Source organism: Hydrogenophaga sp. T2 (assembly GCF_049843535.1).
Classification (GTDB): Bacteria; Pseudomonadota; Gammaproteobacteria; order Burkholderiales; family Burkholderiaceae_C; genus Hydrogenophaga; species Hydrogenophaga crocea.
This window is the reverse complement of record NZ_JBBHZJ010000001.1, coordinates 448,858-472,306: the sequence shown is the minus strand read 5'-3', so window position 1 is coordinate 472,306 and position 23,449 is coordinate 448,858. Positions and strand designations below refer to the sequence as shown.

At 70.7% G+C, this 23,449-nt stretch carries 22 protein-coding genes; 15 read left to right on the top strand and 7 right to left on the bottom strand.

Going from position 1 to position 23,449, the window contains the following annotated elements; genetic code table 11:
* Positions 1–22 precede the first annotated feature (22 nt).
* Entirely contained in the window at positions 23–1,012 is a 990-nt protein-coding gene (locus WDZ95_RS02235; protein ID WP_425776002.1) for a Bug family tripartite tricarboxylate transporter substrate binding protein, read from the top strand.
* Between the two features lie 46 nt (positions 1,013–1,058).
* On the opposite strand, the gene rpoD is transcribed toward WDZ95_RS02235, so the two are convergent.
* From rpoD to WDZ95_RS02210, 5 genes are all read right to left on the bottom strand, one after another.
* Entirely contained in the window at positions 1,059–3,428 is a 2,370-nt protein-coding gene (rpoD, locus tag WDZ95_RS02230) for an RNA polymerase sigma factor RpoD (RefSeq protein WP_425776001.1), read from the bottom strand.
* 297 nt (positions 3,429–3,725) lie between these two features.
* Positions 3,726–5,669 (bottom strand): DNA primase, encoded by a 1,944-nt coding sequence (dnaG, locus tag WDZ95_RS02225; RefSeq protein ID WP_425776000.1) that lies wholly within the window; start codon positions 5,667–5,669, stop codon positions 3,726–3,728.
* A 40-nt stretch (positions 5,670–5,709) separates the two neighbouring features.
* Positions 5,710–7,509, bottom strand: a complete 1,800-nt coding sequence (locus WDZ95_RS02220; RefSeq protein WP_425775999.1) for a gamma-glutamyltransferase family protein — start codon at positions 7,507–7,509, stop codon at positions 5,710–5,712.
* Positions 7,510–7,534: 25 nt separating this feature from the next.
* A complete protein-coding gene (locus WDZ95_RS02215) occupies positions 7,535–8,293 on the bottom strand; it encodes a 3-hydroxyacyl-CoA dehydrogenase (RefSeq protein ID WP_166227039.1) in 759 nt (252 codons plus the stop codon).
* 167 nt (positions 8,294–8,460) lie between these two features.
* The gene (locus WDZ95_RS02210) at positions 8,461–9,066 is read right to left on the bottom strand and encodes a hypothetical protein (protein ID WP_425775998.1); all 606 of its coding nucleotides are present in this window, start codon (positions 9,064–9,066) and stop codon (positions 8,461–8,463) included.
* Between the two features lie 199 nt (positions 9,067–9,265).
* On the opposite strand from WDZ95_RS02210, the gene ppk2 reads away from it, so the two are divergent.
* Positions 9,266–10,174, top strand: a complete 909-nt coding sequence (ppk2, locus tag WDZ95_RS02205; RefSeq protein WP_425775997.1) for a polyphosphate kinase 2 — start codon at positions 9,266–9,268, stop codon at positions 10,172–10,174.
* Between the two features lie 60 nt (positions 10,175–10,234).
* Here ppk2 and WDZ95_RS02200 read toward each other — a convergent pair whose 3' ends face one another.
* Positions 10,235–11,284, bottom strand: a complete 1,050-nt coding sequence (locus WDZ95_RS02200; RefSeq protein ID WP_425775996.1) for an extracellular solute-binding protein — start codon at positions 11,282–11,284, stop codon at positions 10,235–10,237.
* A gap of 88 nt (positions 11,285–11,372) precedes the next feature.
* Between WDZ95_RS02200 and WDZ95_RS02195 the strand changes: the two genes are divergently transcribed.
* Positions 11,373–12,305 (top strand): patatin-like phospholipase family protein, encoded by a 933-nt coding sequence (locus WDZ95_RS02195; RefSeq protein WP_425775995.1) that lies wholly within the window; start codon positions 11,373–11,375, stop codon positions 12,303–12,305.
* Here the strand turns inward: WDZ95_RS02195 and WDZ95_RS02190 are convergent.
* Positions 12,268–12,966, bottom strand: coding sequence for a phosphatase PAP2 family protein (locus tag WDZ95_RS02190; RefSeq protein ID WP_425775994.1), 699 nt, complete (start codon positions 12,964–12,966; stop codon positions 12,268–12,270). The two genes, WDZ95_RS02195 and WDZ95_RS02190, sit on opposite strands and share 38 nt — an antisense overlap.
* Before the next feature lie 275 nt (positions 12,967–13,241).
* Here WDZ95_RS02190 and WDZ95_RS02185 point away from each other — a divergent pair, with 275 nt between their 5' ends.
* The 12 genes from WDZ95_RS02185 to WDZ95_RS02130 are packed head-to-tail and all read left to right on the top strand — an operon-like array spanning position 13,242 to position 23,446.
* A complete protein-coding gene (locus WDZ95_RS02185) occupies positions 13,242–13,481 on the top strand; it encodes an acyl carrier protein (RefSeq protein WP_166227034.1) in 240 nt (79 codons plus the stop codon).
* 2 nt (positions 13,482–13,483) lie between these two features.
* Positions 13,484–14,740: a beta-ketoacyl-[acyl-carrier-protein] synthase family protein gene (locus WDZ95_RS02180; RefSeq protein ID WP_425775993.1), complete on the top strand. Its 1,257-nt coding sequence runs from the start codon at positions 13,484–13,486 to the stop codon at positions 14,738–14,740.
* 56 nt (positions 14,741–14,796) lie between these two features.
* Complete coding sequence (locus WDZ95_RS02175; protein ID WP_287469030.1) at positions 14,797–15,084, top strand: phosphopantetheine-binding protein; 288 nt, start codon at positions 14,797–14,799, stop codon at positions 15,082–15,084.
* Complete coding sequence (locus WDZ95_RS02170) at positions 15,081–15,728, top strand: hypothetical protein (protein ID WP_425775992.1); 648 nt, start codon at positions 15,081–15,083, stop codon at positions 15,726–15,728. Before WDZ95_RS02175 ends, WDZ95_RS02170 begins: the two co-directional genes overlap by 4 nt.
* Before the next feature lie 4 nt (positions 15,729–15,732).
* Positions 15,733–17,079, top strand: a complete 1,347-nt coding sequence (locus WDZ95_RS02165; protein WP_425775991.1) for an AMP-binding protein — start codon at positions 15,733–15,735, stop codon at positions 17,077–17,079.
* Entirely contained in the window at positions 17,066–17,398 is a 333-nt protein-coding gene (locus tag WDZ95_RS02160) for a hypothetical protein (protein ID WP_425775990.1), read from the top strand. The genes WDZ95_RS02165 and WDZ95_RS02160 overlap by 14 nt, the downstream gene beginning before the upstream one ends.
* The gene (locus WDZ95_RS02155; RefSeq protein WP_425775989.1) at positions 17,395–18,303 is read left to right on the top strand and encodes an acyl-CoA synthetase; all 909 of its coding nucleotides are present in this window, start codon (positions 17,395–17,397) and stop codon (positions 18,301–18,303) included. The genes WDZ95_RS02160 and WDZ95_RS02155 overlap by 4 nt, the downstream gene beginning before the upstream one ends.
* Positions 18,300–18,875 (top strand): LolA-related protein, encoded by a 576-nt coding sequence (locus WDZ95_RS02150; RefSeq protein WP_425775988.1) that lies wholly within the window; start codon positions 18,300–18,302, stop codon positions 18,873–18,875. Before WDZ95_RS02155 ends, WDZ95_RS02150 begins: the two co-directional genes overlap by 4 nt.
* Complete coding sequence (locus WDZ95_RS02145) at positions 18,872–21,229, top strand: MMPL family transporter (RefSeq protein WP_425775987.1); 2,358 nt, start codon at positions 18,872–18,874, stop codon at positions 21,227–21,229. Before WDZ95_RS02150 ends, WDZ95_RS02145 begins: the two co-directional genes overlap by 4 nt.
* Positions 21,230–21,240: 11 nt before the next feature.
* Positions 21,241–21,903: an alpha/beta hydrolase-fold protein gene (locus WDZ95_RS02140; RefSeq protein WP_287469026.1), complete on the top strand. Its 663-nt coding sequence runs from the start codon at positions 21,241–21,243 to the stop codon at positions 21,901–21,903.
* On the top strand, positions 21,900–22,730 hold the full coding sequence (locus WDZ95_RS02135; RefSeq protein WP_425775986.1) for a polysaccharide deacetylase family protein: 831 nt from the start codon (positions 21,900–21,902) through the stop codon (positions 22,728–22,730). Before WDZ95_RS02140 ends, WDZ95_RS02135 begins: the two co-directional genes overlap by 4 nt.
* On the top strand, positions 22,727–23,446 hold the full coding sequence (locus WDZ95_RS02130) for an SAM-dependent methyltransferase (protein ID WP_166227023.1): 720 nt from the start codon (positions 22,727–22,729) through the stop codon (positions 23,444–23,446). The genes WDZ95_RS02135 and WDZ95_RS02130 overlap by 4 nt, the downstream gene beginning before the upstream one ends.
* The last annotated feature ends 3 nt before the right edge of the window (positions 23,447–23,449 follow it).

The following is a 23,449-nucleotide window of genomic DNA, read 5'->3' as shown; positions in this document are numbered from 1 at the left end:
TCTACACACACAGGAGACACCCATGCATTCGTTCTTCACCGCCCCGTTTTCGCGACGCCGCCTGGCCGTGCTGGCCGCGGCCGCGCTCGCGCTGCCCGCGGCCCTGGCCCAGGGCAATGGCTTCCCCGGCAAGCCCATCACCTTCGTCGTGCCCTTCGCGGCCGGCAGCGCCACCGACAGCCTCGCGCGTGCGGTCGGCCAGTCGGTGGCCGAGAAGGGCGGCCAGCCGGTGGTGGTGGACAACAAGGCCGGCGCCAGCGGCGCCATCGCCGCGCAGCAGGTGGCGCGCGCGCCGGCCGACGGCTACACCGTGCTCATCACCACCAACACCACACACGCGGCCAACGAGCATCTTTACAAGAAGCTCAGCTACGACCCGGTGAAAGACTTCGCGCCGATCTCGGGCCTGGGCAAGGGCGGCCAGATCATGGTGGTGCGCGCCGATTCGCCCTACCGCAGCGTGGGCGACGTGCTCGCGGCCGCGCGCCAGGCGCCGGGCAAGCTCTCGTTCGGCAGCGGCAGCTCGTCGAGCCGCGTGGCGGGCGAGCTGTTCCAGCAGATGGCCCAGGTTCAACTGCTGCACGTGCCCTACCGCAGCAACCCCATGGGCATCACCGACCTGCTCGGCGGCCAGATCACCATGATGTTCACCGACGCCTCCACCGGCGTGCCCCAGATCACCGCGGGCAAGCTGCGCGCGCTGGGCGTCACCTCGAGCAAGCGCACCGCGGTGCTGCCCGACGTGCCCACCATCGACGAGGCCGGCGTGAAGGGCTACGACATGGGCTACTGGTTCGCCGCCTACGCACCCGCGGGCACGCCCGCGCCGGTGGTGGCGCGGCTCAACCAACTCGTGGCCGAGGCGCTCAAGAGCCCGGCGGTGCTGCAGTTCTTCGCCAGCAGCGGCGGCGAGGTGTTCCCGACCACGCCCGAGGCGCTCGCGAAATTCCAGGCCGCCGAAACGGCCAAGTGGGGCAAGGTGATCAAGGCCGCGGGCATCGAGCCCGAATGAAAAAAGGGAGCCCTCGGGCTCCCTTTTTTTGGGTCGGCTCGCGCGATCAGAGCGAGTCGATGAAGCTGCGCAGTTTGTCGCTGCGGCTGGGGTGCTTGAGCTTGCGCACCGCCTTGCTCTCGATCTGGCGGATGCGTTCGCGCGTGACGTCGAACTGCTTGCCCACCTCTTCCAGCGTGTGGTCGGTGGACATCTCGATGCCGAAGCGCATGCGCAGCACCTTGGCCTCGCGCGGCGTGAGGCTGTCGAGGATCTCCTTGACCACTTCGCGCAGGCCGGCCTGCATGGCGGCCTCGATCGGGGCGGTGTTGGTGGTGTCCTCGATGAAGTCGCCCAGGTGCGAATCGTCGTCGTCGCCGATGGGGGTCTCCATCGAGATCGGCTCCTTGGCGATCTTCATGATCTTGCGGATCTTGTCCTCGGGCATCTCCATCTTCTCGGCCAGGATGGACGCATCGGGCTCGAAGCCGAACTCCTGCAGGTGCTGGCGGCTGATGCGGTTCATCTTGTTGATGGTCTCGATCATGTGCACCGGGATGCGGATGGTGCGCGCCTGGTCGGCGATCGAGCGCGTGATGGCCTGGCGGATCCACCACGTGGCATAGGTCGAGAATTTGTAGCCGCGGCGGTACTCGAACTTGTCGACCGCCTTCATCAGGCCGATGTTGCCTTCCTGGATCAGGTCGAGGAATTGCAGGCCGCGGTTGGTGTACTTCTTCGCGATCGAGATCACCAGGCGCAGGTTGGCCTCGATCATCTCTTTCTTGGCGTCGCGCGACGAGGCTTCGCCTTCGTTCATGCGCTTGTGGATGCCCTTCAATTGCTCGATGGGCACCACCACGCTGTTCTGGATGTCGATCAGGCCTTGCTGCAGTTCCTGCACCGGCGGGATGTTGCGCTCGAGCACGGTGCTCCAGGGCTTGCCGGCGGCGGCCTGCTTCTCGACCCACTTGAGGTTGAGCAGGTTGGGCGGGAACTCCTTGATGAAGGTTTCCTGCGGCATGCCGCACTTGTCCACGATGATCCGGCGCAGCTCGCGCTCTTTCTTGCGGATCTCGTCGACCTGGCCGCGCACCGTGCTGCACAGCTTCTCGATGGCCTTCGCGGTGAAGCGAATGGTCATCAGCTTCTCGGTGATGGCCTGCTGCGTCTTGGTGTAGTTGGCGCTGCCGTAGCCTTCCTTGTCGTAGGCCTTGTGCAGTTTCTCGAACATCTCGCGCAGCGCGTCGAAGCGCTCGAGCGCTTCGCGCTTGAGTTCTTCGAGCTTGCGGGTCAGGGCCTTGGAGCCGCCCTTGCCGTCGTCGTCGTCGGCCTCGTCGTAGTCGTCGAAGTCTTCTTCGGCCACGTAGTCGTCGGCCTCGTCGGCGTCGGCGAAGCCGTCGACCACGGTGGAGATCACCACCTTGCCTTCGCGGATCTCTTCGGCCATGGCCAGGATCTCGGCGATGGTGGCGGGCGATTCGCTGATCGCCTCCATCATGCTGTGCAGACCGCCTTCGATGCGCTTGGCGATCTCAATCTCGCCTTCGCGCGTGAGCAGCTCCACCGTGCCCATCTCGCGCATGTACATGCGCACCGGGTCGGTGGTGCGGCCGAATTCGCTGTCCACGGTGGACAGGGCGGCTTCGGCTTCCTCTTCCGCTTCCTCTTCGGTGGCGGCGGTGGGGCCGGTGTTGTTGAGCAGCAGGGTCTCGGCGTCGGGCGTCTGTTCGTAGACGGCCACGCCCATGTCGTTGAGCAGCGAGACCACCACCTCGAGCGTTTCGGCCTCGACCAGCTTGTCGGGCAAGTGGTCGTTGATCTCGCCGTGCGTGAGGTAGCCGCGGGTCTTGCCGAGCTTGATCAGGGTCTTGAGGCGCTCGCGGCGGGCGCGGGCTTCTTCTTCGGACAGGATGGTCTCGTCGAGACCGAATTCCTTCATCAGCGCGCGCTCTTTGGCCTTGCTGATCTTCATGCGCAGCGGCTTGGCCTTCTCGGTCGGCTGCGCTTCCTCGGTCGTCACCTCTTCGACGACGTCTTCGACCAGGTCCTCGCCATCGAGGTCGTCGACCAGGTCGTCGCCCAGGTCGTCTTCGTCCTTGGCAGCGGCCTTGCCGGCGGCGGGCTTGCGGCCGCGCTTGGCGGCCGGCTTGTCGGCGGCGGCCTTGGCCGGGCGGCCGGGCTTCTTCTTGGCGGGCACGGCCTCGTCGAGCAGCTCTTCGCCGAGCGCTTCGGGCTTGGCCTTCTTGGCGGTGCTGCTGGCAGAGGTCTTGGCGGCCGGGGCCTTTTTGGCCGGCGCCGCCTTGGCGGGGGTCTTGGTCGTCACTGCAGGGGCTTTCTTGGGAGAAGCCGCCGGTTTGGCCTGGGCCGCAGGCGCCTTCTTGGCGGTGGCCTTGGTGTTGGAAGCAGCGGACGCACTGGCTTTCTTCGCGGGCATGGAGACCTCAAAAAAATCGTCGAACGGGACCGGCAGAACACACTGAAGCCGCCAGAAGACCCTTAGCTGGGGCCGAACCGGTGGTTTGGAAGGGCACTCGGACCCACCGCGCGCCGGTGCGGGTGGGCCTGCAAGCTGTGGGGGCGAACATTTGGTGTGCAGTCCTTGCGGGGTTCCTCGCGCCGCCTCGGGTGAGGAGGGCGGCGGGGTGGCCAGGAAAGTGATCCATGTAGCCCTTGCAGGAGGGCCGGGCCGGTGCCGGAGGTGCTGCTGTCGCGCTTGCGGTGCAACCGTGGATTATACCGGCGAGGCGCCGATCTGGTGCTCCAGCGCCTTGCGTTGGGCCTGGATGTCGGCATAACGCCGCAGTTCGGCCGGGTCGCTGCCGGCGCGGGCGATGGCCTCGTTCTCGAGCACCTTCAGGCGGTCGATGCGCAGGCGCAGCATCACGTGGGCCAGTTCTTCGGCGTCCTGCTCGGCGCCCGGGGTGAGCGCCACCTGCTCCACCGCCTGGTGGGCCAGGGCCTCGTGCGGCTGCTCGCGCAGGATTTCGCGCAGCACCGCCCAGGGCTGCGGGCCGTGCTCGTGGATCTGAGATTCGAGCCAGGCGAACAGCACACCGTGTGCGCCGGGCAGTTCGGCCAGCAGGTGGTGGTCGTCGGCCGAGAGCGCGTCCCAGGCCGCGGGGTTGGACAGCAACAGGCCGAGCGCGCGGTCTTCGCGGCTCACCAGGCCGCGGCGCGCGCCGGCCGGGCCGCGCCGTTCGGCGCGCTCTGAACGTCCGTAGCGGCCCTGGCGGTCCGACGGGCCCGGGCCGCCGGCCTGGCGCGGGCGCCAGGCACGCTCGTTGTCGCTGCGCGGCGGTGCACCGTCGTCGGGCCCGGCCGCACGGCGCTGGCCCGGGGTCCCGCTGCCCGCGCGGCCCGTGGGGGCCGACCAGAGCCGCTCGAGGTCGGTGGTGTCGAGGCCGGCGCCGTGGGCGATTTCGCCCAGCAGCTGGCGCTTGAGCGCGCCTTCGGGCAGGGCGGTCCAGAGCGGGCGGGCCTGGCTGGCCATGCGTGCGCGGCCTTCGGCGCTCTTGAGGTCGCAATCGGCGGCCGCGGCCTCGAGCAGGAAGCGCGACAGCGGCACGGCCTCTTTCACACGCTCGGCGAATGCCTCGGTGCCGTGCTCGCGGATGTAGCTGTCGGGGTCGTGCTCGGCTGGCAGGAACAGGAACTTCACGCTGCGCGTGTCGCTGGCCCAGGGCAGGGCGGCATCGAGCGCCTTGCGCGCGGCGCGCCGGCCGGCGGCGTCGCCGTCGAAGCTGAAGACCACCGCGTCCGTGAAGCGGAACAGCTTTTGCACGTGGTCGGGCGTGCAGGCCGTGCCCAGCGTGGCCACGGCGTTGGCGAAGCCGAGCTGCGCGAGCGCCACCACGTCCATGTAGCCCTCGGTGACCAGGGCGTAGCCGTGCTGGCGGATGGCGGTGCGCGCCTCGAACAGGCCATAGAGCTCGCGGCCCTTGCTGAACACCGGCGTTTCGGGCGAGTTCAGGTACTTGGGCTCGCCCTTGTCGAGCACGCGCCCGCCGAACCCGATGCACTCGCCCTTGACGTTGCGGATCGGGAACATGATGCGGTCGCGGAAGCGGTCGTAGCGCTTGGCCTGGCCGTCCTGGCCTTTTTCGTCGGCGTGTTCGATCACCAGGCCCGATTCGGTGAGCAGTGGCGAGGCGTAGTCGGGAAACACGCCGGCCAGATGGCGCCAGCCCTCGGGCGCGTAGCCCAGGCCGAAGACTTTGGCGATCTGGCCCGAGAGCCCGCGCCGCTTGAGGTAGTCGACCGCGCGCGGCGAGCCCTTGAGCTGCTGCTGGTACGACTTGCCGGCCTTCTCCAGCACGTCGGTGAGCGTGGCCTGCTGCTGGCGCTGCTGCGCAGCGCGCTCGCGCTCCTGCGGCGAGATGTCTTCGTCGGGCACCTGCAGGCCCACCTGCGAGGCCAGTTCCTTCACCGCCTCCACGAAGCCCATGCCCACGTGCTCCATGAGGAAGCCGATGGCGTTGCCGTTGGCACCGCAGCCGAAGCAGTGATAGAACTGTTTGGTCGGGCTGACGCTGAACGAGGGCGACTTCTCGCCGTGGAAGGGGCACAGCCCCATGAAGTTGGCGCCGCCCTTCTTGAGCTGCACGTAGCGGCCCACCACGTCGACCACGTCGACGCGGCTGAGCAGTTCCTGAATGAAGCTCTGGGGAATGGCCATGGCGGGAGGGGGGCAACTTTAACCCCTGGCCCCGGGGGGCTCAGTCGCCGCCCACGATGCCCTCGCGCCGCGGGTCGGCCCCGCCCAGCCATCGCCCGCCGCGACGCACCAGGGCCTGGGCGCCGCTGGTCATGTCCACCGCTTCCACCGTGTGGCCCAGCGCCTGCAGCGCCTGCACGGTGGCGGTGGGGAAGCGGTCTTTCTCGAGCAGCAAGGGGCCGCCCAGGCTGCCGAAGTTGGGCAGGTCGAGCGCGGCCTGGGGGTGCAGGCCCCAGTGCAGCGTGCCCCACAAGGCTTTGGCCGTGTAGTGGATGATGAGCGCGCCCCCGGGGCTGCCCGCACTCATCAGCGGGGTGCCGGTCTCGGCGTCGAACACCAGCGTGGGCGCCATGGACGAGCGCGGGCGCTTGCCCGGCTGTACGCGGTTGGCCACCGGGCGGCCTTGTGCGTCGGCGGGGGTGAAGCTGAAGTCGGTGAGCTCGTTGTTGAGCAGGAAGCCGCCGGGCCGCGACGGGTCGGTGGTGACCATGAGGCGCGCGCCGAACGCGGCTTCGATGGTGGTGGTCATGGCCAGCGCATGGCCCTGGCCGTCGACGATGCTGATGTGGCTGGTGCCCGATTCGGGCTGGGCCGGCATGGGCGCGAAGGCCAGCGCGGCGCCGCCCGCGGGCCGGCCGGGCGCCACCTGCGGCATGCGCTGCGGGCCGATGAGCGCGGCGCGCGCGTTGAGGTAGTCGGGGTCGAGCAGCAGGCGCCAGTCGCCGCCGGGCGCGGGCACGAAGTCGGGGTCGGCGAGGTACTGGGCGCGGTCGGCGAAGGCCAGGCGCGAGGCCTCGGTGTAGGCGTGCAGCCAGTCGGCGCCGGGGCGGCCTTCGCGCAGGCCCGCGAGCGCCTGCGGTGTGCGCGACAGCAGGCCCAGGATCTGCGCCACCGCGATGCCGCCCGAACTGGGTGGCGGAAAGCCGCACAGGCGCACCCAGCGCCCGCCCGCGCGCTGCGGCTGGCACAGCGCTTCGCGCTCGCGAGGCTGGTAGTGGCGCAGGTCGTCGAGCGAGAGCGCGCCCGGCAGCCTGGGGTGCTGGCGCACCTTGGCGACGATGGCGTTGGCGATCGGGCCTTCGCTCATCGCCAGCGGGCCAAGGGCGGCGATCTGCCGCAGCACCGCCGCGAGTTCGGGGTTGCGCAGCACGTGGCCCACGGGGTGGGGCTGGCCGTCGGCGCGAAAAAAGTAGGCGCGGGCGACCGGGTCTTGCGGCAGGGCGGTCTCGGCGGCCAGCAAGGTGTGCAGGCGCGGGCTCACCGCGAAGCCGCGCTCGGCGAGCGCGATGGCGGGGTCGAACAAACGGGCCCAGGGCAGGCGGCCGTGCTGGCGATGGGCCAGGGCCAGCATGGCCACGGCGCCCGGCACGCCCACCGAGCGGCCGCTGGCCACGGCCTGGGCAAAGGGCAGGGGTTTGCCCTGGGCGTCGAGGAACAGGCGTTCGTCCACCGCCGCGGGGGCGGTCTCGCGGCCGTCGAAGGCCTGCACGCGCCGGCCGTCCCAGTGCAGCAGGAAAGCGCCGCCGCCGATGCCGCTCGATTGCGGCTCGACCAGCGTGAGCACCATCTGCACGGCAATCGCCGCGTCGACCGCGCTGCCGCCTTCGCGCAGGATGGCGACGCCCGCTTCGGTGGCCAGCGGGTTGGCCGCGGCCACGGCAAAACGCCCGAAGGACCAGCCGGGCTTGGCGGTGTAACCGGAGGCCGCCTCGGGGGCCGGAGGCAGGGTCGGCGCGGCAGGCGGCTGCGCGCAGGCCGCCAGCAGGAGGGACAGAACCAGGGGGTAGGGCCAGCGCTTCATGCGCGCGACTCTACGCCCCTGGGGCTCATTTCGGCGCCAGGCGGATCGCGCCGTCGAGGCGGATCACTTCGCCGTTGAGCATGTCGTTCTCGATGATGTGCTTGGCCAGCTTGGCGTAGTCCTCGGGCGTGCCGAGGCGGCTCGGGAAGGGCACGCCGGCGGCCAGCGCGTCCTGCACCTCTTTGGGCATGCCGAACAGCATGGGCGTGCCGAAGATGCCGGGGGCGATGGTCATGTTGCGGATGCCGTTGCGCGCGAGGTCGCGCGCGATCGGCAGGGTCATGCCGACCACACCGCCCTTGGTGGCGCTGTAGGCGGCCTGGCCGATCTGGCCGTCGTAGGCCGCCACGCTGGCGGTGTTGATGAGCACGCCGCGCTCGCCCGTGGCCTCGGGCTCGTTCTTGCTCATGGCGTCGGCGGCCAGGCGGATCATGTTGAAGGTGCCGACCAGGTTGACCATGATGGTCTTGGTGAACACGGCCAGCGAATGCGGACCGTTCTTGCCCACGGTCTTCTCGGCCGGCGCGATGCCCGCGCAGTTGACCAGGCCCACGAGCTTGCCGAGCGACACGGCCTTGGCGACCACGGCCTGGCCGTCGGCTTCGCTGCTCACGTCGCACTTCACGAACACGCCGCCGATGGCCTGGGCCACGGCCTCGCCCTTTTCGGCCTGCATGTCGGCGATGACGACTTTGCCGCCATTGGCCGCGAGCATGCGCGCCGTGCCTTCACCGAGGCCCGAAGCCCCGCCGGTGACGATGAAAACCTTGCCTGCAATCTCCATGCGGGTGCTCCTCTGGGTGCCGCGGACGGCGGTTGACGTTGACGTAAACGTCAATTATGCCGTGAGTGCCGCGCCTGCCTGACCCGACCGTCACAAAGCAAAACACCCGACAGCCATGAAAGGGCTGCCGGGTGTTGAAGGAGGCGCGCCGGTGCGCCGCGGCCACGTCAGTCGGGTGCCTCTTCGGACGAGTCAACGATGGACTCGAGTTCGGCCCAATCGATGCTTGGGATGGACGACAGGGGCGTGCGTTTCCAGCCTTCGAACTCGAAGCGTTTGCTGCCTTTGTCGGCAATGGCCGGCGATGGCGTGACGGGGGTTGCCTGAACCGCTTCAGTGGCCACTTCTGCACGGGGCTGGTGGCGTTGCTTTTCAGCCTCGGCGAGGATTTTCAGGCAGGCCTGGTATTCGCTCGTCACCTTTCCCTTGTCGAGCCCGAGATGCTTGTCGGTGATGAGGCGATGGGCAGCACTGCGGACCGAATGGTTTTCGTGGTTCAGGTACTGCGTGGCCGCTCGGCGCTGGTATTTCGCAGAGGCCTTGGCCGCGTGCCATCTGGCGATGGACCACTTCTTGCCGTGGCTGTCGGCCTTGAATCCGAAATCGTCACCGCTTTTGGTGGGTTTGAGCACGAGGAACTTGGCCGGCTCGCTATTGATCGACAGTTCCGCGAGCTGCTGCGTTTTCTGGAAGACATATGCAGGAACGGCGGCTTTGATGGGCGGGGGCGCGGAATTGAACAGGCCCGAAATGGCTTTGCTGAGAGGCTTCATGGGTGTGGGGTGGATACGCGTTGAACAGGGGCGATCGTGGGTAACGGTGCGGTGGCGCAGGTTCGCCGGCCATGTTCGATCCGGGCGAATGGCCGATGCGGCCATGCCGCTGGCGGGCGTGGCGGATGTCTGTGACAGTCATCCAGATGTCACCAAGATCGATCAAGCTCACGGGGTTTGTGACCTGCACCCGCCACCCATGCCCACCCCCTCCGACGACCTCCTGCGCCGCGTCAGCGACGACCTCATCGACGGCTACGACGAAGAGCTTGAGATGGAGATCGAGGACGATGACCGGCCGGATGGCCTCGACCCGGCCGAGGCCATGCGGCGCCGCGAGGCGCGCCGCACCTACTTCCGCGAGCTGTTCCGCCTGCAGGCCGAACTCGTGAAGCTGCAGGACTGGGTGGTGCACACCGGCCACAAGGTCGTGGTGGTGTTCGAGGGCCGCGACGCGGCCGGCAAGGGCGGGGTGATCAAGCGCATCACGCAGCGGCTGAACCCGCGCGTGTGCCGCGTGGTGGCGCTGCCCGCGCCCAACGACCGCGAGCGCACCCAGTGGTACTTCCAGCGCTACGTGACGCAACTGCCCGCGGGCGGCGAGATCGTGTTGTTCGACCGCAGCTGGTACAACCGCGCGGGCGTCGAGCGCGTGATGGGCTTTTGCAACGAGGAGCAGGTCGAGGAGTTCTTCCGCACCGTGCCCGAGTTCGAGAAGATGCTCGTGCGTTCGGGCATCCAGCTCGTGAAGTACTGGTTCTCCATCTCCGACGAGGAGCAGGAAGCGCGCTTCCTTGGCCGCATCCACGACCCGCTCAAGCAGTGGAAGCTCAGCCCCATGGATCTCGAAAGCCGCCGCCGCTGGGAGCACTACACCAAGGTCAAGGAAGAAATGCTCGCGCGCACCCACACGCCCGAGTCGCCGTGGTGGGTGGTGCCGGCCGACGACAAGAAGACCGCGCGCCTGAACTGCATCCACCACCTGCTGTCGCTCATTCCTTACCACGAGGTCGAGCGGCCTTCCATCACGCTGCCCGAGCGCATCCGCCACGAGGGCTACCGCCGCCACCAGGTGCCCGGCGAGATCTACGTGCCGCAGGTGTACTGAAGCGGTACACCCAAAAAAAACGCCCGCAGCGCGGGCGTTTGGTTCAGGGGCAAAGCCCGTTCACTTGAAGCCGACGCGGTCCAGCATCTGCTGCACCTTGGTGAGGTTCTTGGACACGGCCGCCAGCGGCACGGTCTCGAGCTTGAAGTGGTCGCCGCCCATGGCGCTGAGCGCCGGGTTGTTGAGCTTCACGCCCTTGGCGGCCGCGAACTCGTTGTTGCCGTCGGCGAAGTACTGCTGGGCCGCGGGGCTGGCCAGGTACTCCATGAAGGCGATGGCGTTGTCGCGGTTCTTGGCGTACTTGGCCACGGCCGCGCCCGCGATGTTCACGTGCGTGCCCGAGGTGGCCTGGTTGGGGAACACCACCTTGACCTTCTCGGCCACGGCCTTGTCTTCGGGCTTGTCCGATTTGAGGATGCGGGCCATGTAGTAGCTGTTGGCGATCGCCACGCCGCACTCGCCCGAGGCCACGCCGCGGATCTGGTCGGTGTCGCCGCCCTTGGGGGCGCGCGCCTGGTTGGCCACCAGGCCCTTGAGCCACTCTTCGCCCTTCTGGTCGCCCAGGCGTTCGACCACGGTGGCGAACAGCGAGATGTTGTACGGGTGCGAGCCCGAGCGCGTGCAGAGCAGGCCCTTGAGCTTGGGATCGGCCAGTTGCTCGTAGGTGGCCACGTCTTCGGCCTTCACGCGCGTCGGGTCATACACGATCACGCGGGCGCGGGTCGAGAAGCCGGTCCAGGTCACGCCGTCGGCCGTGGGCGTGGCGCGCAGGGTCGCGGGAATGGCGTCGTCGAGCTTCTTCGACTTGATGGGCTGGAACAGGCCCTGGGCGTCGGCCGAGGCCATGCGCGCGGCATCCACCATCAGCACGATGTCGGCGGGCGAGGCCGCGCCTTCGGCGCGCAGGCGCGACACCAGGCCAGCGTCGTCGGCTTCCACGCGGTTGATCTTGATGCCCGTGGCCTGGGTGAAACCGCTGTAAAGCGCTTCATCGGTCTGGTAGTGGCGGGCCGAATAGATGTTGAGCACCTTGTCCTGCGCCTGGGCGGCACCGGTGGTCAGGGCGGCCGCGGCCAGCAGGCCGAGCGTGAAACGGCGGGAGATGTTCATGAATGTCACTTTCCGGAACTTGAAAGGGCGCTTTGGGACAATCGGGCGCTTGTCAGCGTCGGGTGCGGCGCATCGTATCAGAACGAGAATGGTTCTTACTAAGTATCTTGGTCGTGTTGTGGGCCTTTGCGCCCTGGTGGTTCTCGTGGGGTGTTCGACCGCCCCCACCGTCGTGGATCTGCCCGAGCCGCCGCCTGCCGTCACGCCGCCGACGCCGCCGGTGGTGCTGACGCGGCCACCGCGCCTGGGCCTGGCCCTGGGCGGGGGCGCGGCGCGCGGTTTTGCGCACATCGGGGTGATCCAGGAGCTCGAACGCGCGGGCATCCGGCCCGATCTTGTGGCCGGCACCTCGGCCGGCAGCCTGGTGGGCACCTTGTACGCCAGCGGCATGAACGGCGCCGAGCTCGAGCGTGTCGCCTTGCAGATGCAGGAGGCCGAGATCACCGACTGGTCGCTGCCCATCCTGGGCCGCGGGCTGCTGCGCGGCGAGGCGCTGCAGCGTTACGTGCGCAAGGCGGTCGACGGCAAGCTGCTCGAGAACATGGCGCTGCCCCTGGGTGTGCTGGCGACCGATCTGCAGACCGGCCGCGGGGTGCTGTTTCGCCGCGGCGACGCCGCCACCGCGGTGCGCGCGTCGAGCGCAGTACCGGGCGTGTTCTCGCCAGTGAAGATCGGTGAAACCGAGTATGTGGACGGTGGGCTGACCGCGCCCGTGCCGGTCCGCCAGGCGCGCGAGATGGGGGCCGAGGTGGTGCTGGCGGTGGATGTGTCCAGCGTGCCCGAACACAACCCCGCGGTCGGCAACCTCGAGGTGGTGCTGCAGACCTTCGCGATCATGGGCCAGAACATCAACCGGCACGAACTCAGCACCGCCGACGTGGTGCTTCGCCCCGCGCTCAATGGCATGAGCGGGGCCGATTTTTCGGCGCGCAAACGCGCGATCGAGGCCGGTCGCCAGGCGGCCCGCACCGCGCTGCCGCAGATCAGAGAGGTGTTGCTCGCGAAGCGCCGGCCGCTGTAGCGAGCACCAGCGGCCGCCAGCGGCGCAGCGACAGCCATGCGAACAGCAGGCCGGCCGCGGCGCCCGCGAGCACGTCGAGGAACACGTGCTGGCGGATCGCCATGGTCGACCACACGATGGCCAGGCACTGCAGCGCATTGAGCGCGCGCAGCCAGCCCGGGGCGCCGATCTCGCGCAGCTGGTGGCGCAGCCAGAAAGCGGCATGCACCGCGGCCGCCACGTGCAGCGACGGGCAGGCGTTGCTCGCGGCGTCCAGGCCCTTGAGGAAGGCGAGTTCGGGGTGGGCGGACCAATCGATGTCGAAGACCGGTGTCTGCGTGGGCCAGAGCCAGAAGATCGTCAGGCACACCAGGCACAGCAGCGCGATCCACACGCCGTAGCGCACCAGCGCCCAGAAACCCACGATCAGCGCGGGCGGCAGCGACACGTAGATCCAGAGCCAGCCATACGCGTAGATGGCCGCGGGCGTGAACGGCACCCAGTGGTCGATGGCCAGCAGCGGCACTTCGACGGGGGGCCTCGACGGGTGGTGCAGCACCCAGAAGTAGGCCTGGAAGAACAGCACCATGAAGGCGGTGGTGCCCGCTGCCTTCAGGTACCACAGGGTCCAGAACCGGGCGGCGAGCCGGTGCGTCCAGCCTGGGGTCGGGTGTGTGTTCAAGGGCTTTCGGGCAGGCGGCGGTGCGCTGTTTGGGGGGTATCGGCGCGAATGTAACCCAGGCCCGTGACGCCATTTGCAGGCGCTCGGGCCAAGGCGGCTCCCAGGGGGTGGATCGCTATAATCCGCCGCTTTCTCAGCGCGACCCAGGGCATTCCCGAAGGGCCTGCCCGCCGCTGCAGCGGTGGTGCTCCACGATCGGCCCGTGCGTGTACCCGAGCGCTTCCAACAAAGATTTTGGCCGGGCGGCAGCAGAGCCGGCACCGAGAGGGAATGACGTGAACTCCATCGAACTGATCCGCCGGTTCCTCGTGGACCGCCTGGGCGTGGCCGAAGCCGCCGTGGTGCCCGAGGCCGTGCTGGCCGACCTGGGCGTCGACTCGCTCATGCTCGCCGAGCTCATGTTCGAAGCCGAGGACCGCATGGGCATCGACATTTCGTCCGATCAGACGCCGCCCAGGACCGTGGCCGAGATGGTCGCGATCATCGATTCGTTGTCGCCGGTCAAGACGGGGTGAGCATGGCGCGGCGTCGCGTCGCGGTCACCGGCCTCGGGGTGGTCAGCCCCTACGGCGGTGGTCTGGACGATTTCTTCGAGCGTGTGCTGGCCGGTGAATCGGCGGTGCGCTGGATGGCGGTGGACGAAAAGCCGCGCCCGATCCAGACCCCTTTTGTGCTGTGCCAGGGCTTCGAGCCCGAGCGTGAACTGGGCAAGCCGCTGGCCTCCATGATGGAGCGCTTCTCGCAGCTCGGCGTGTCCGCCGCCTTTGCGGCCTGGCGCGATGCCGGTTTCGCGAAATCGGCCGCCGACGACGGCAGCGACCGCAGTGCCTGGGGCTGCTTCTGGGGCACCGCGCTGGGTGGTCTGTCGGCCCACGAACGCGGCTCGCGCGAGCTCTGGCTCAACGGCCGCGAGCGCGTGTCGCCGTTGTCGGTGGTGATGGGCATGAACAACGCGGCCAACGCGCACATCTCCATCCAGTTCGGCCTGGGCGGTGTGAGCAGCAGCCACACGGCGGCCTGCGCCTCGTCCACCATCGCCATCGGCGAGGCCTTCCGCCGCGTGCGCGCGGGCGAGGCGCCGGTGATGGTCACGGGCGGGTCCGACATCTGCCAGTCCATGAGCGTGGTGCGCGCCTGGGAGGCCATGCGCGTGCTGGCCAAGGGCGACGCCGACACCGCCTGGCGCGCCTGCCGCCCCTTCGCCCAGGACCGCGATGGCCTGGTGCTCGGCGAGGGCGGCGCGGCCCTGGTGCTCGAAGACTGGGACCACGCCGTGGCGCGCGGCGCGCGCATTCACGCCGAGCTGCTCGGTTATGCCACCAACTGCGACCACACCCACCTCGTGCGGCCCGACCGCGCGGGCCAGGTGCGGGCCCTGAACGCCGTGCTGGCCGACGCCGGGCTTGCGCCTGCAGACATTGGTTACATCAACGCCCACGGAACCGCCACGCCCGAGGGCGATCCGATCGAGATCCAGTCCTTGCGCGACGTGTTCGGTGCCCTGGCCCCGCGCCTGCCCGTGAGTTCGACCAAGTCCGTGCACGGCCACCTGCTGGGTGCGGCCGGGGCGATCGAGGCCGTGGTGACCGCGCTGGCCGTGCGCGAGCAGGCCATCCCGCCCACGGCGCACCTGCGCGACCGCATCGATCCCGCCTGCGAGGGCGTGGACCACGTGCTCGAAGGCCGCCGCGCGAGCGGCCTGCGCGCGGCCCTGAGCAACTCGTTCGCGTTCGGGGGCAGCAACGCGGTGCTGGCCTTTGGCGCGCCCGCCTGACGTCCCGTTACACACCTCCCGATTACCACCTTCCGTTCCCCGAGGAAAACCCCACCATGCAGGAAGATGCCGTTCAACCCGAAGCGATCGACCGGCTCGTGCCCGAACTGGTGCAGCTCATCATCGAGGCGCTGAACCTCGAGCTGACCGTGCAGGACGTGGACCCCGACGCGCCGCTGTACGGCGAGGGCCTGGGCCTGGACTCGATCGACATGCTCGAGATCTCGCTGGTGATCTCCAAGCGCTACGGCTTCCAGATGCGCTCGGACAACGAGAACAACCAGCAGATCTTCGCCAGCCCGCGCTCGCTCGCGGCCCACATCGCGCGCCACCGCACCACATGAAGCTGCGCGCCGCCGGCTCCGGGCTGGTGCTGCTGGGCTGGATCGCCGCGTCGCACCTGGGCAGCACGGGGCGCGGGCCCATGGACCTGCACGTGGCGGTGGCGGTGGCGCCGCTGGTGCTCGCGGTTTTCGTCGTCGCGGCGCGCTGGCGCTCGCTGCTCCTCAAGTTGTTGCTTGCGCTGGCCTGCGCCGGCCTGCTGTGGGGGCTGTGGCCGCTGCTGCGCCAGCAGGTCGCCTTTCTCTACTACCTGCAGCACCTGGGCGTGCACCTGGCGCTCGCCGCGCTGTTTGGCGCCAGCCTCATGGGCGGGGCCGAGCCCCTGGTCACGCGCATGGCGCGCGGCATCTTCGGGCCCGATCTTTCGCCGCGCAACCTGCGCTACACGCGCCAGGTCACCTGGGCCTGGACCGTGTTTTTCCTGCTCAACGCCAGCGTGTCCACCGGCCTGTTCCTGTTGGCACCGCGCGAGGTCTGGTCGGTGCACGCCAATGTGCTCACCGGCCCGCTGCTGGGGCTGATGTTCCTGCTCGAATCGCTCTGGCGCCGCTGCGTGCTGCCGCCCCACGAGCGGCCCGGCCTGGCCACGGTGGTGCAGGCCTGGCGCCGCGACCACGAGCGCCGGCGTGGCGCGCACCGACCCTGATCCCATGAGCCGCTCCCCCCTGATCACGCGCCACGGCCTCGACGACGTGCTCGCCTGGTGCCCCGAAGGCCCGGTGCGCGTGCGCGAGTTCCTGGCCGACGCCCTGGCCTTTGCCGCGCAGCTGCCGGCGCAGGGCCAGCTCATCAACCTGTGTGAAGACCGCTACCGCTTTGCCGTGGGGTTTGCGGCCGGTCTGCTGTGCGGCAAGACCAGCCTGCAGCCCTCGTCGCAGGCGCCGCACAGCCTGCGCCAGGTGGCCGAGGACTATCCCGGTTCGGTGTGCCTGGTCGACGCCACCGCCGCGCCTGCCGACCTGCCGGCCCTCGTGGTGCCCGCGCGCGCGGGGCAGGGCGGGCCGCTGCCCGAGGCCGTGCCCCTTATCGACGACGCGCAGGTGGCGGCCATTCTGTTCACCTCGGGTTCCACCGGCCGGCCGCAGCCGCACCGCAAGCACTGGGGCCGTCTGGTGCGCAACGGCCAGGCCGAGGCCGCCGCGCTGGGCCTGCTCGAGCGCCCCTGTTCGCTGGTGGGCACGGTGCCGGTGCAGCACAGCTACGGCTTCGAGTCGACCCTGCTGCTCGCGCTGCATGGCGGCTGCCGTTTCTGGTCGGGCAAGCCCTTCTACCCGCAGGACATCGCCGACGCGCTGGCCGCCGTGCCCGCGCCGCGCATGCTCGTCACCACGCCGTTTCACCTGGGCAACTGGCTGGCGGCGGCGCTGCCCAGCGTGCCGCTGGAGCGCGTGCTCTCGGCCACCGCGCCGCTGGCCGAAGGCCTGGCGCGCCAGGCCGAGGCCGCCTGCGGCGCGCAGGTGCACGAGATCTACGGCTCCACCGAGTCGTCGGCGCTGGCCAGCCGGCGCACGGTGCAGGGCGCGCCCTGGACCCTGATGCCGCAGGTGGCCCTGCGCATCGAGGCCGACGTGGCCACCGCCTCGGGCGGTCACGTGGAGGGCGAGGTGCCGCTGGCCGACGTGCTCGAGCCGCTGCCCGACGGCCGCTTCGTGCTGCACGGCCGCATCGCCGATCTGGTCAACATCGCGGGCAAGCGCACGTCGCTGGCCTACCTGAACCAGCAGCTCGCGGGCCTGCCCGGCGTGGTCGACGCGGCCTTCTACCTGCCTGACGGCGCCGACGACGCGCCCGGCATCACCCGCCTCGCGGCCTTCGCGGTGGCGCCGCAGCACAGCGCCGCGCAGCTCATGGCGCTGCTGCGCGAGCGGCTCGACCCGATCTTCCTGCCGCGCCCGCTGGTGCTCTTGCCCGGCCTGCCGCGCAACGCCACCGGCAAGCTCACGCGCGAGGCGCTGGGTGCCCTGTACCGGCGGGAGGTTTTGCATGAGCGCGCCTGAGGCCGCCCCCGCCTTCGCCCTGGAGCGCGACTGGGTGGTGCCCGCCGACCACCCGGCCTTCGCGGGCCACTTCCCGGGCCAGCCCATCCTGCCCGGCGTGGTGCTGCTCGACCAGGCCCTGCAGGCCGCGCGCACGCTCGCGCCCGGCGCCGCACGCTGGGCGTTGCCGCAGGCCAAGTTCCTGCGCACCGTGGCGCCCGGGCAGTTGCTGCGGCTGCGGCTGCGCGCGCTGCCGTCGTCGGCCTTCGCCTTCGAGTTCCTGCACGCCGGCGTGGTGGTGGCGCAGGGTCAGCTCAAACCCGAACCGGCCGCGCCATGACGCAGCCCGGCGCGGCCCGCCCCGACTGGCGCAACCAGCCCGAGCGCAGCAACGCCTGGCTGCTGCGCTTCATGGTGCGCCTGTCGCTGCTGCTCGGCCGCTCGCTGAGCCGCGTGGTGCTGCACGGGGCCACGGCCTATTTCGTGCTGTTTGCGCCCCGCGCGCGGCGCGCGAGCCGCGATTACCTGGCGCGTGTGCTCGGCCGGCCCGCGCACGGGCGCGAGGTCTACCGCCACCTGTTCAGCTTCGCCACCACGGTGCACGACCGCGTGTTCCTGCTCAACGACCGCTTCGACCTGTTCGACATCGAAATCGAAGGCGGCGAGGCGCTGCTGCAGGCCATGAAGGGCGGGCAGGGCGTGCTGCTCATGGGCGCGCACCTGGGCAGCTTCGAGGTGCTGCGCTGCGTGGGCCGCCGCCACCCCGACATCCGCGTGGCCATGATGATGTTCGAGGACAACGCGCGCAAGGTGGCCGACGCCCTGCGCGCCATCAACCCCGACGCGCGCCAGGACGTGGTGGCCCTGGGCCAGCCCGACTCCATGATCGAGGCCTCGCGGCGCCTCGAACAAGGCCAGCTCGTGGGCCTGCTGGTCGACCGCTCGCTCACGCGCGAGGACCGCGTGCCGCACGACTTCCTCGGCGCGCCCGCGGGCTTCCCGCTCGCGCCCTGGCACATGGCCACGGTGCTGCGCGCGCCGGTGTTCTTCATGGCCGGCCTGTACCTGGGCGGGCGGCGCTACCGGCTGGTGTTCGAGCCCATTGCCGACCTGCGTGGTGCACAACGCGCGCAGCGCGCGGCGCAGTCGCGCCAGGCCCAGGCAGACTACGTGCGATGCCTGCAGGCCCACTGCCGCGCCGCGCCCTACAACTGGTTCAACTTCTTCGACTTCTGGAACGCATGATCACCCGCCGGATTGGTCTGCTCGCGCTGCTGCTGCTGCCCCTGGGCGCGGCCCGCGCCGCCGACGACATCGACCGCCTGATGGCCGAACTGGCCGCCAACCCCGGCGGCACGGTGCGCTTTGTCGAGAAGCGCCACATGGCCATGTTCGACAAGCCGCTCGAATCGAGCGGCGAGATGAGCTACTACCCGCCCGACTGGCTCGAACGCCGCACCCTCAAGCCGCGGCCCGAGCGCGTGCTGCTGGAAAAAGACACGCTCACGGTCGAACGCGAGCGCCGCCGCTTCAGCATGCCGGTGTCGCAGCGCCCCGAGGTGATGGCTTTCGTGGCCAGCGTGCGCAGCACGCTCGCGGGCGACCGCGTCGGGCTCGAGCGCCACTACGCGCTCGCCTACCAGGGCAACCGCCAGCGCTGGACGCTCACGCTGGTGCCGCGCGAGCCGCGCATGCTGGCCATCGTCACGCGCATTGCGATCAGCGGCGAGCAGGCGCTGGTGCGCCACATCGAATACCAGCAGGCCGACGGTGACCGCTCCGAAATGAGCATCAGCGCGCCGGTGAGCAAGCCATGAGCCGCGCGCGGCTGCCGCGCGCCGGCGTGGTGATCGTGGTCTGGGCCCTGCTGCTGGGCCTGGGCGCGTGGTTCGTCGCGAACACGCGCTTCACCACCGACCTGTCGTTCTTCCTGCCCGCCAAGCCCACCCCCGCGCAGCAGGTGCTGGTGGAGCAGCTTCGCGAGGGGGTGGTCTCGCGCCTGCTGATGGTGGCCATCGAAGGCGGCGACGAAGCCGCGCGCGGCCAGGCCTCGCGCGCGCTGCGCGAGCGGCTGGCCCAGGGCGACACCTTCGTGGCGGTGCAGAACGGCGAACTCGAAGCCTTCGACAAGGAGCTTGGCGTGCTGCTGCAGCACCGCTACCAGCTCAGCCCCGCGGTGAACGCGCAGCGCTTCGAGCCCGAGCCCCTGCGCCAGGCCATCCTCGACGGCATCGACCTCGTTTCTTCGCCCGCGGGCCTGTTGTTCAAGCCGCACTTCACGCGCGATCCCACGGGCGAGATGCTGGAGGTGCTCACGGGCTGGCAGTCGCAGGGCCAGATCGCCATGGCCGATGGCGTCTGGGTGTCGCGCGACGGCGCGCGCGCGCTGCTGCTGCTGCAGACGCGCGCCGCGGGCACCGACACCGACGGCCAGGCCGCGGCCATCGAACGCGTGCGCGAGGCCTTCGCGGCCGTGGCGCGCGAGCACGCCGGGCTGCGGCTCGAGATCTCCGGCCCGGGCCTGTTCGCGGTGCAGGCGCGCGCGGCGATCCAGGGCGACATCGCCCAGCTCACGCTGTTCAGCGCGATCGGCATCAACCTGCTGCTGTTCGCCATGTACCGGCGCGTGCGCCTGCTGCTGTTCACCACCGTGCCGGTCATCAGCGGTTCGGTGGCGGGCCTGGTGGCGGTGGGCTTGGCGCACGACTCGATCTTCGCCATCACCGCCGGCTTCGGTGCCGCGCTCATCGGCGAGGCGGTCGACTACGGTATCTACTATTTCGTGCAGTCGGGCCGCGCCGCGCGCGAGGCCTGGCAGCGGCGCTACTGGCCCACCATCCGCCTGGGCGTGGCGACCTCGGTGTGCGGCTTCGGCGCGCTGCTGTTCGCGGGCTTTCCGGGTCTGGCCCAGCTTGGCCTGTACGCGCTCACCGGCGTGATCACCGCGGCCGCGGTCACGCGCCTGGTGCTGCCGGCCATGGCCGGCGACCTCACGGTGCGCACGCCGCAGTTGCCCGCGTTCGTGGTGCCGCTGGTGCAGCGCCTGCGTGTGCTGCGCTGGCCGGTGCTGGCGCTGGGCGTGCTGGCGCTGGCCCACATCGTCGAGCACCGGCAGGCGCTGTGGGAGCCCAACCTGTCGGCGCTGTCCTCGGTGAGCGCCGAAGAAGCGCAGCGCGACACGCAGTTGCGCCGCGACCTCGGCGCGCCCGATGCGCGCTACATCGTGGTGGTGCGCGCGCCCAGCCGCGAGGCCGCGCTGCAGGGCGCCGAGGCCGCGGGCCGGCGCCTGGCGCCGCTGGTGGAGCAGGGCCTGATCGGCGGCTTCGACAGCCCCGCGCGCTTCCTGCCCAGCGAAGCGCTGCAGCGGCAACGCCAGCAAAGCCTGCCCGCGCCGGATGTACTGCGCGCCAGCCTGGCCCGCGCCACCGAAGACCTGCCGCTGTCGGCCGCGCGGCTGGCGCCCTTCGTGCAGGACGTGGCCGCCGCGCGCAACGCCCCTGCGCTCACCGCGAAAGACCTCGAAGGCACGGCGCTCGCGCTGGCCGTCGATTCGCTGCTGCAGCCGCACGGCGACGCCTGGACCGCGCTGCTGCCGCTGCGCCCCGCGGCCACGTCCGAGGGCTCCGACATCCCGGCCCAGGCGGTGCGCGACGCGCTCGCGGGCAGCGGCGTGCTCTTCCTGGACCTCAAGACCGAGTTCGAAGCCGTCTACGGCGACTACCTCGACGAGGCCATCACGTTGTCGCTGGCCGGCATGGCCGCCATTGCGCTGCTCATGGCGGCGGCGCTGCGCCACACGCGCCGCCTGGTCGCGGTGCTGCTGCCCATCGCGGTCACGGTGGTGATCGTGATCGCCGGCCTGCACGCGCTGGGCGTGCGGCTGCACCTGCTGCACCTGGTGGGCGTGCTGCTGATCGTGGCCGTGGGCTCGAACTACGCGCTGTTCCTCGAGCGCTGGCAGCGCGACGAGAACGGCGACCCGCAGTCGCTGCTGTCCATCATGGTGGCCTGCGCCACCACGGTGATCGGCTTCGGCGCGCTCGCGAGTTCGTCGGTGCCGGTGCTCAGCGCCGTGGGCCAGACCGTGGCGCCCGGCGCCTTGCTCGCGCTGCTGCTGTCGGCCGTGCTCGCGCCGCGTGCCACGCCCGCCGCCGGGGGGCCGCGCGCGTGAGAATCCTGCCCATGGCGCGCCACGCCGCGCCCGCGCCCGTGCGCCTGTGCTGGCTGCCCGGCGCGGCCATGCGCGCCGAAGACATCGCCGCCCAGCCATGGGGCGCGGCGCTCGCCGCGCACGGCTTCGCGGCCGACATGGACGCCATCGACCTCGAACCCGAACGCCTCGACGGCGCCGACGCGATCGACCGCTGCGCGGCCGAGGTGCTGCGGCCGGCGCGCGAAGCGGGCCAGCGCGTGTGGCTCGCGGGCATCTCGCTCGGCGGCTGGCAATCGGTGCTGTGCGCGGCGCGCCATCCCGGGCTGGTGGACGGCCTGTGCCTGTTCTCGCCCTACCCGGGCGACCGCCTGGCCTGGCGCCGCATCGCGCAGGCCGGCGGGCTCGATGCCTGGACGCCCGAACCGCACGAAAGCGACCCGGCGCTGGCCGTGTGGGCCTGGTGGCGGCGGCCGCCGCGCAGCCTGCGCGTGTGGCTGGGCTATGGCAGCGCCGACCGCTTCGGCGACGGCATGGACCGCATGGCCGAGCGCCTGCAGGGCGCGCCCGACCGGCACGCCGTGCACCGCATCGACGCCGATCACGACTGGGCCTGCTGGCACCGGCTCTGGGGGGACTTTCTCCACCACGGCCTGGCGCCGTGGCACGCTCGGGGCCCCGGAGCCTCCGCATGAACCCGACCGCCACCGCCCCGCGCCCCTGGCGCCCCGCACCCGCGCTGCCCGCCAGCGCGCTGCTGCATGGCGCAGCGCTGGGGCTGGGCCTGTGGCAGCCGGGCTGGTGGCCCTGGCTGGCGTCGGCCGTGGTCGCCAACCACGCGGCGCTGGTGGCGGGCAGCCTGTGGCCGCGCTCGCAGTGGCTGGGCGAAAACTGGACGCGCCTGCCCGCCGCGGCCGCGGCCCGAGGCGCCTTCGCGATCACCATCGACGACGGCCCCGACCCCGAGGTCACGCCGCGCGTGCTCGACGCGCTCGACGCGCTCGGCGCGCGCGCGAGCTTCTTCTGCATCGGGCACCGCGCGCAGGCCCACCCGGCGCTGTGCCGCGCCATCGTCGCGCGCGGCCACCGCGTGGAGAACCACGGCCACAGCCACTCCAACGCCTTCTCGCTGTTCGGGCCGCGGCGCATGCGCGCCGACATCGCCACCGCGCAGCGGGTGCTGGCCGACATCACCGGCCAGGCGCCGCGTTTCTTCCGGCCCACCGCGGGCCTGCGCAACCCCTTCCTCGATCCGGTGCTGCACGGCCTGGGCCTGGTGCACGCAAGCTGGACGCGCCGCGGCTACGACACCCGCACGGGCGACGTGACCACGGTGCACCGCCGTCTGGCGCGCGGCTTCGCCGCCGGCGACATCCTGCTGCTGCACGACGGCCACTGCGCGCGCGCGCCCGACGGCCAGCCCGTGCTGCTGCACCTGCTGCCGCGGCTGATGGCCGACGCGCAGCGCCTGGGCCTGCGGCCCGTGACCCTGGCCGACACGCTTTCTCCCCCGTCCCCATGAGCCACGCTTTCATCCGAGACCTCGTCGACCACGCGAGCAGCCGCTTCCGCGCGGGTGGGCCTTTCGCCTACCACTACGCACGCGGCAAGCTGGGCCACGACACCATCTTTCACCACGTGTTGAGCCACGGTCTGCTGGGCGGCGCCACGCGCGTGCTCGACCTCGGCAGCGGCCAGGGCAGCCTGTTCTCGTGGCTGCTCGCGGCGCAGCAGATGGCCGAACGCGGGCACTGGCCCGCCGGCTGGGCGCCGGCGCCGCGCGCCACCGAGCTGCGCGGCATCGAACTCATGCCGGCCGACGTGGAGCGCGCGCGCCAGGCCTTCGGCGCCGACCACCCGGTGGTGCGCATCGAGCTCGGCGACATGACCGAGAGCGCGCTCGGCCAGCCCGAGGCCGTGACCATCCTCGATGCGCTGCACTACGTCGACGTGGACCGCCAGCGCGCGCTGCTGCGCCGCATCCGCGAGGCGCTGCCGCGCGGCGGCGTGTTCCTCACGCGCATCGGCGACGCCTCGGCGGGCTGGCGTTTTCACGTGTGCAACGGGGTCGACAAGGTCGTCACCTTTGCGCGCGGCCACCGCCTGCCGCGCCTGCACTGCCGCCCGCTGGCCGAGTGGCGCAGCGATCTCGAGGCCCTGGGCTTCGAGGTGAGCCACCGCGACATGAGCGGGCGCAAGCCCTTCGCCAACGTCATGCTGCATTGCCGGGTGCGCTGATGC

What these genes read in the sequence shown, in the direction of transcription:
- WDZ95_RS02200 (WP_425775996.1), bottom strand. Translation starts at nt 11,284, where the DNA reads ATGAACATCTCCCGCCGTTTCACGCTCGGCCTGCTGGCCGCGGCCGCC.
- WDZ95_RS02170 (WP_425775992.1), top strand. Translation starts at nt 15,081, where the DNA reads ATGAAGCTGCGCGCCGCCGGCTCCGGGCTGGTGCTGCTGGGCTGGATC.
- dnaG (WP_425776000.1), bottom strand. Translation starts at nt 5,669, where the DNA reads ATGGCCATTCCCCAGAGCTTCATTCAGGAACTGCTCAGCCGCGTCGAC.
- WDZ95_RS02220 (WP_425775999.1), bottom strand. Translation starts at nt 7,509, where the DNA reads ATGAAGCGCTGGCCCTACCCCCTGGTTCTGTCCCTCCTGCTGGCGGCC.
- WDZ95_RS02145 (WP_425775987.1), top strand. Translation starts at nt 18,872, where the DNA reads ATGAGCCGCGCGCGGCTGCCGCGCGCCGGCGTGGTGATCGTGGTCTGG.
- rpoD (WP_425776001.1), bottom strand. Translation starts at nt 3,428, where the DNA reads ATGCCCGCGAAGAAAGCCAGTGCGTCCGCTGCTTCCAACACCAAGGCC.
- WDZ95_RS02160 (WP_425775990.1), top strand. Translation starts at nt 17,066, where the DNA reads ATGAGCGCGCCTGAGGCCGCCCCCGCCTTCGCCCTGGAGCGCGACTGG.
- WDZ95_RS02135 (WP_425775986.1), top strand. Translation starts at nt 21,900, where the DNA reads ATGAACCCGACCGCCACCGCCCCGCGCCCCTGGCGCCCCGCACCCGCG.
- WDZ95_RS02180 (WP_425775993.1), top strand. Translation starts at nt 13,484, where the DNA reads ATGGCGCGGCGTCGCGTCGCGGTCACCGGCCTCGGGGTGGTCAGCCCC.
- WDZ95_RS02175 (WP_287469030.1), top strand. Translation starts at nt 14,797, where the DNA reads ATGCAGGAAGATGCCGTTCAACCCGAAGCGATCGACCGGCTCGTGCCC.
- WDZ95_RS02165 (WP_425775991.1), top strand. Translation starts at nt 15,733, where the DNA reads ATGAGCCGCTCCCCCCTGATCACGCGCCACGGCCTCGACGACGTGCTC.
- WDZ95_RS02235 (WP_425776002.1), top strand. Translation starts at nt 23, where the DNA reads ATGCATTCGTTCTTCACCGCCCCGTTTTCGCGACGCCGCCTGGCCGTG.
- WDZ95_RS02140 (WP_287469026.1), top strand. Translation starts at nt 21,241, where the DNA reads ATGGCGCGCCACGCCGCGCCCGCGCCCGTGCGCCTGTGCTGGCTGCCC.
- WDZ95_RS02195 (WP_425775995.1), top strand. Translation starts at nt 11,373, where the DNA reads ATGGTTCTTACTAAGTATCTTGGTCGTGTTGTGGGCCTTTGCGCCCTG.
- WDZ95_RS02150 (WP_425775988.1), top strand. Translation starts at nt 18,300, where the DNA reads ATGATCACCCGCCGGATTGGTCTGCTCGCGCTGCTGCTGCTGCCCCTG.
- WDZ95_RS02215 (WP_166227039.1), bottom strand. Translation starts at nt 8,293, where the DNA reads ATGGAGATTGCAGGCAAGGTTTTCATCGTCACCGGCGGGGCTTCGGGC.
- WDZ95_RS02130 (WP_166227023.1), top strand. Translation starts at nt 22,727, where the DNA reads ATGAGCCACGCTTTCATCCGAGACCTCGTCGACCACGCGAGCAGCCGC.
- WDZ95_RS02210 (WP_425775998.1), bottom strand. Translation starts at nt 9,066, where the DNA reads ATGAAGCCTCTCAGCAAAGCCATTTCGGGCCTGTTCAATTCCGCGCCC.
- ppk2 (WP_425775997.1), top strand. Translation starts at nt 9,266, where the DNA reads ATGCCCACCCCCTCCGACGACCTCCTGCGCCGCGTCAGCGACGACCTC.
- WDZ95_RS02155 (WP_425775989.1), top strand. Translation starts at nt 17,395, where the DNA reads ATGACGCAGCCCGGCGCGGCCCGCCCCGACTGGCGCAACCAGCCCGAG.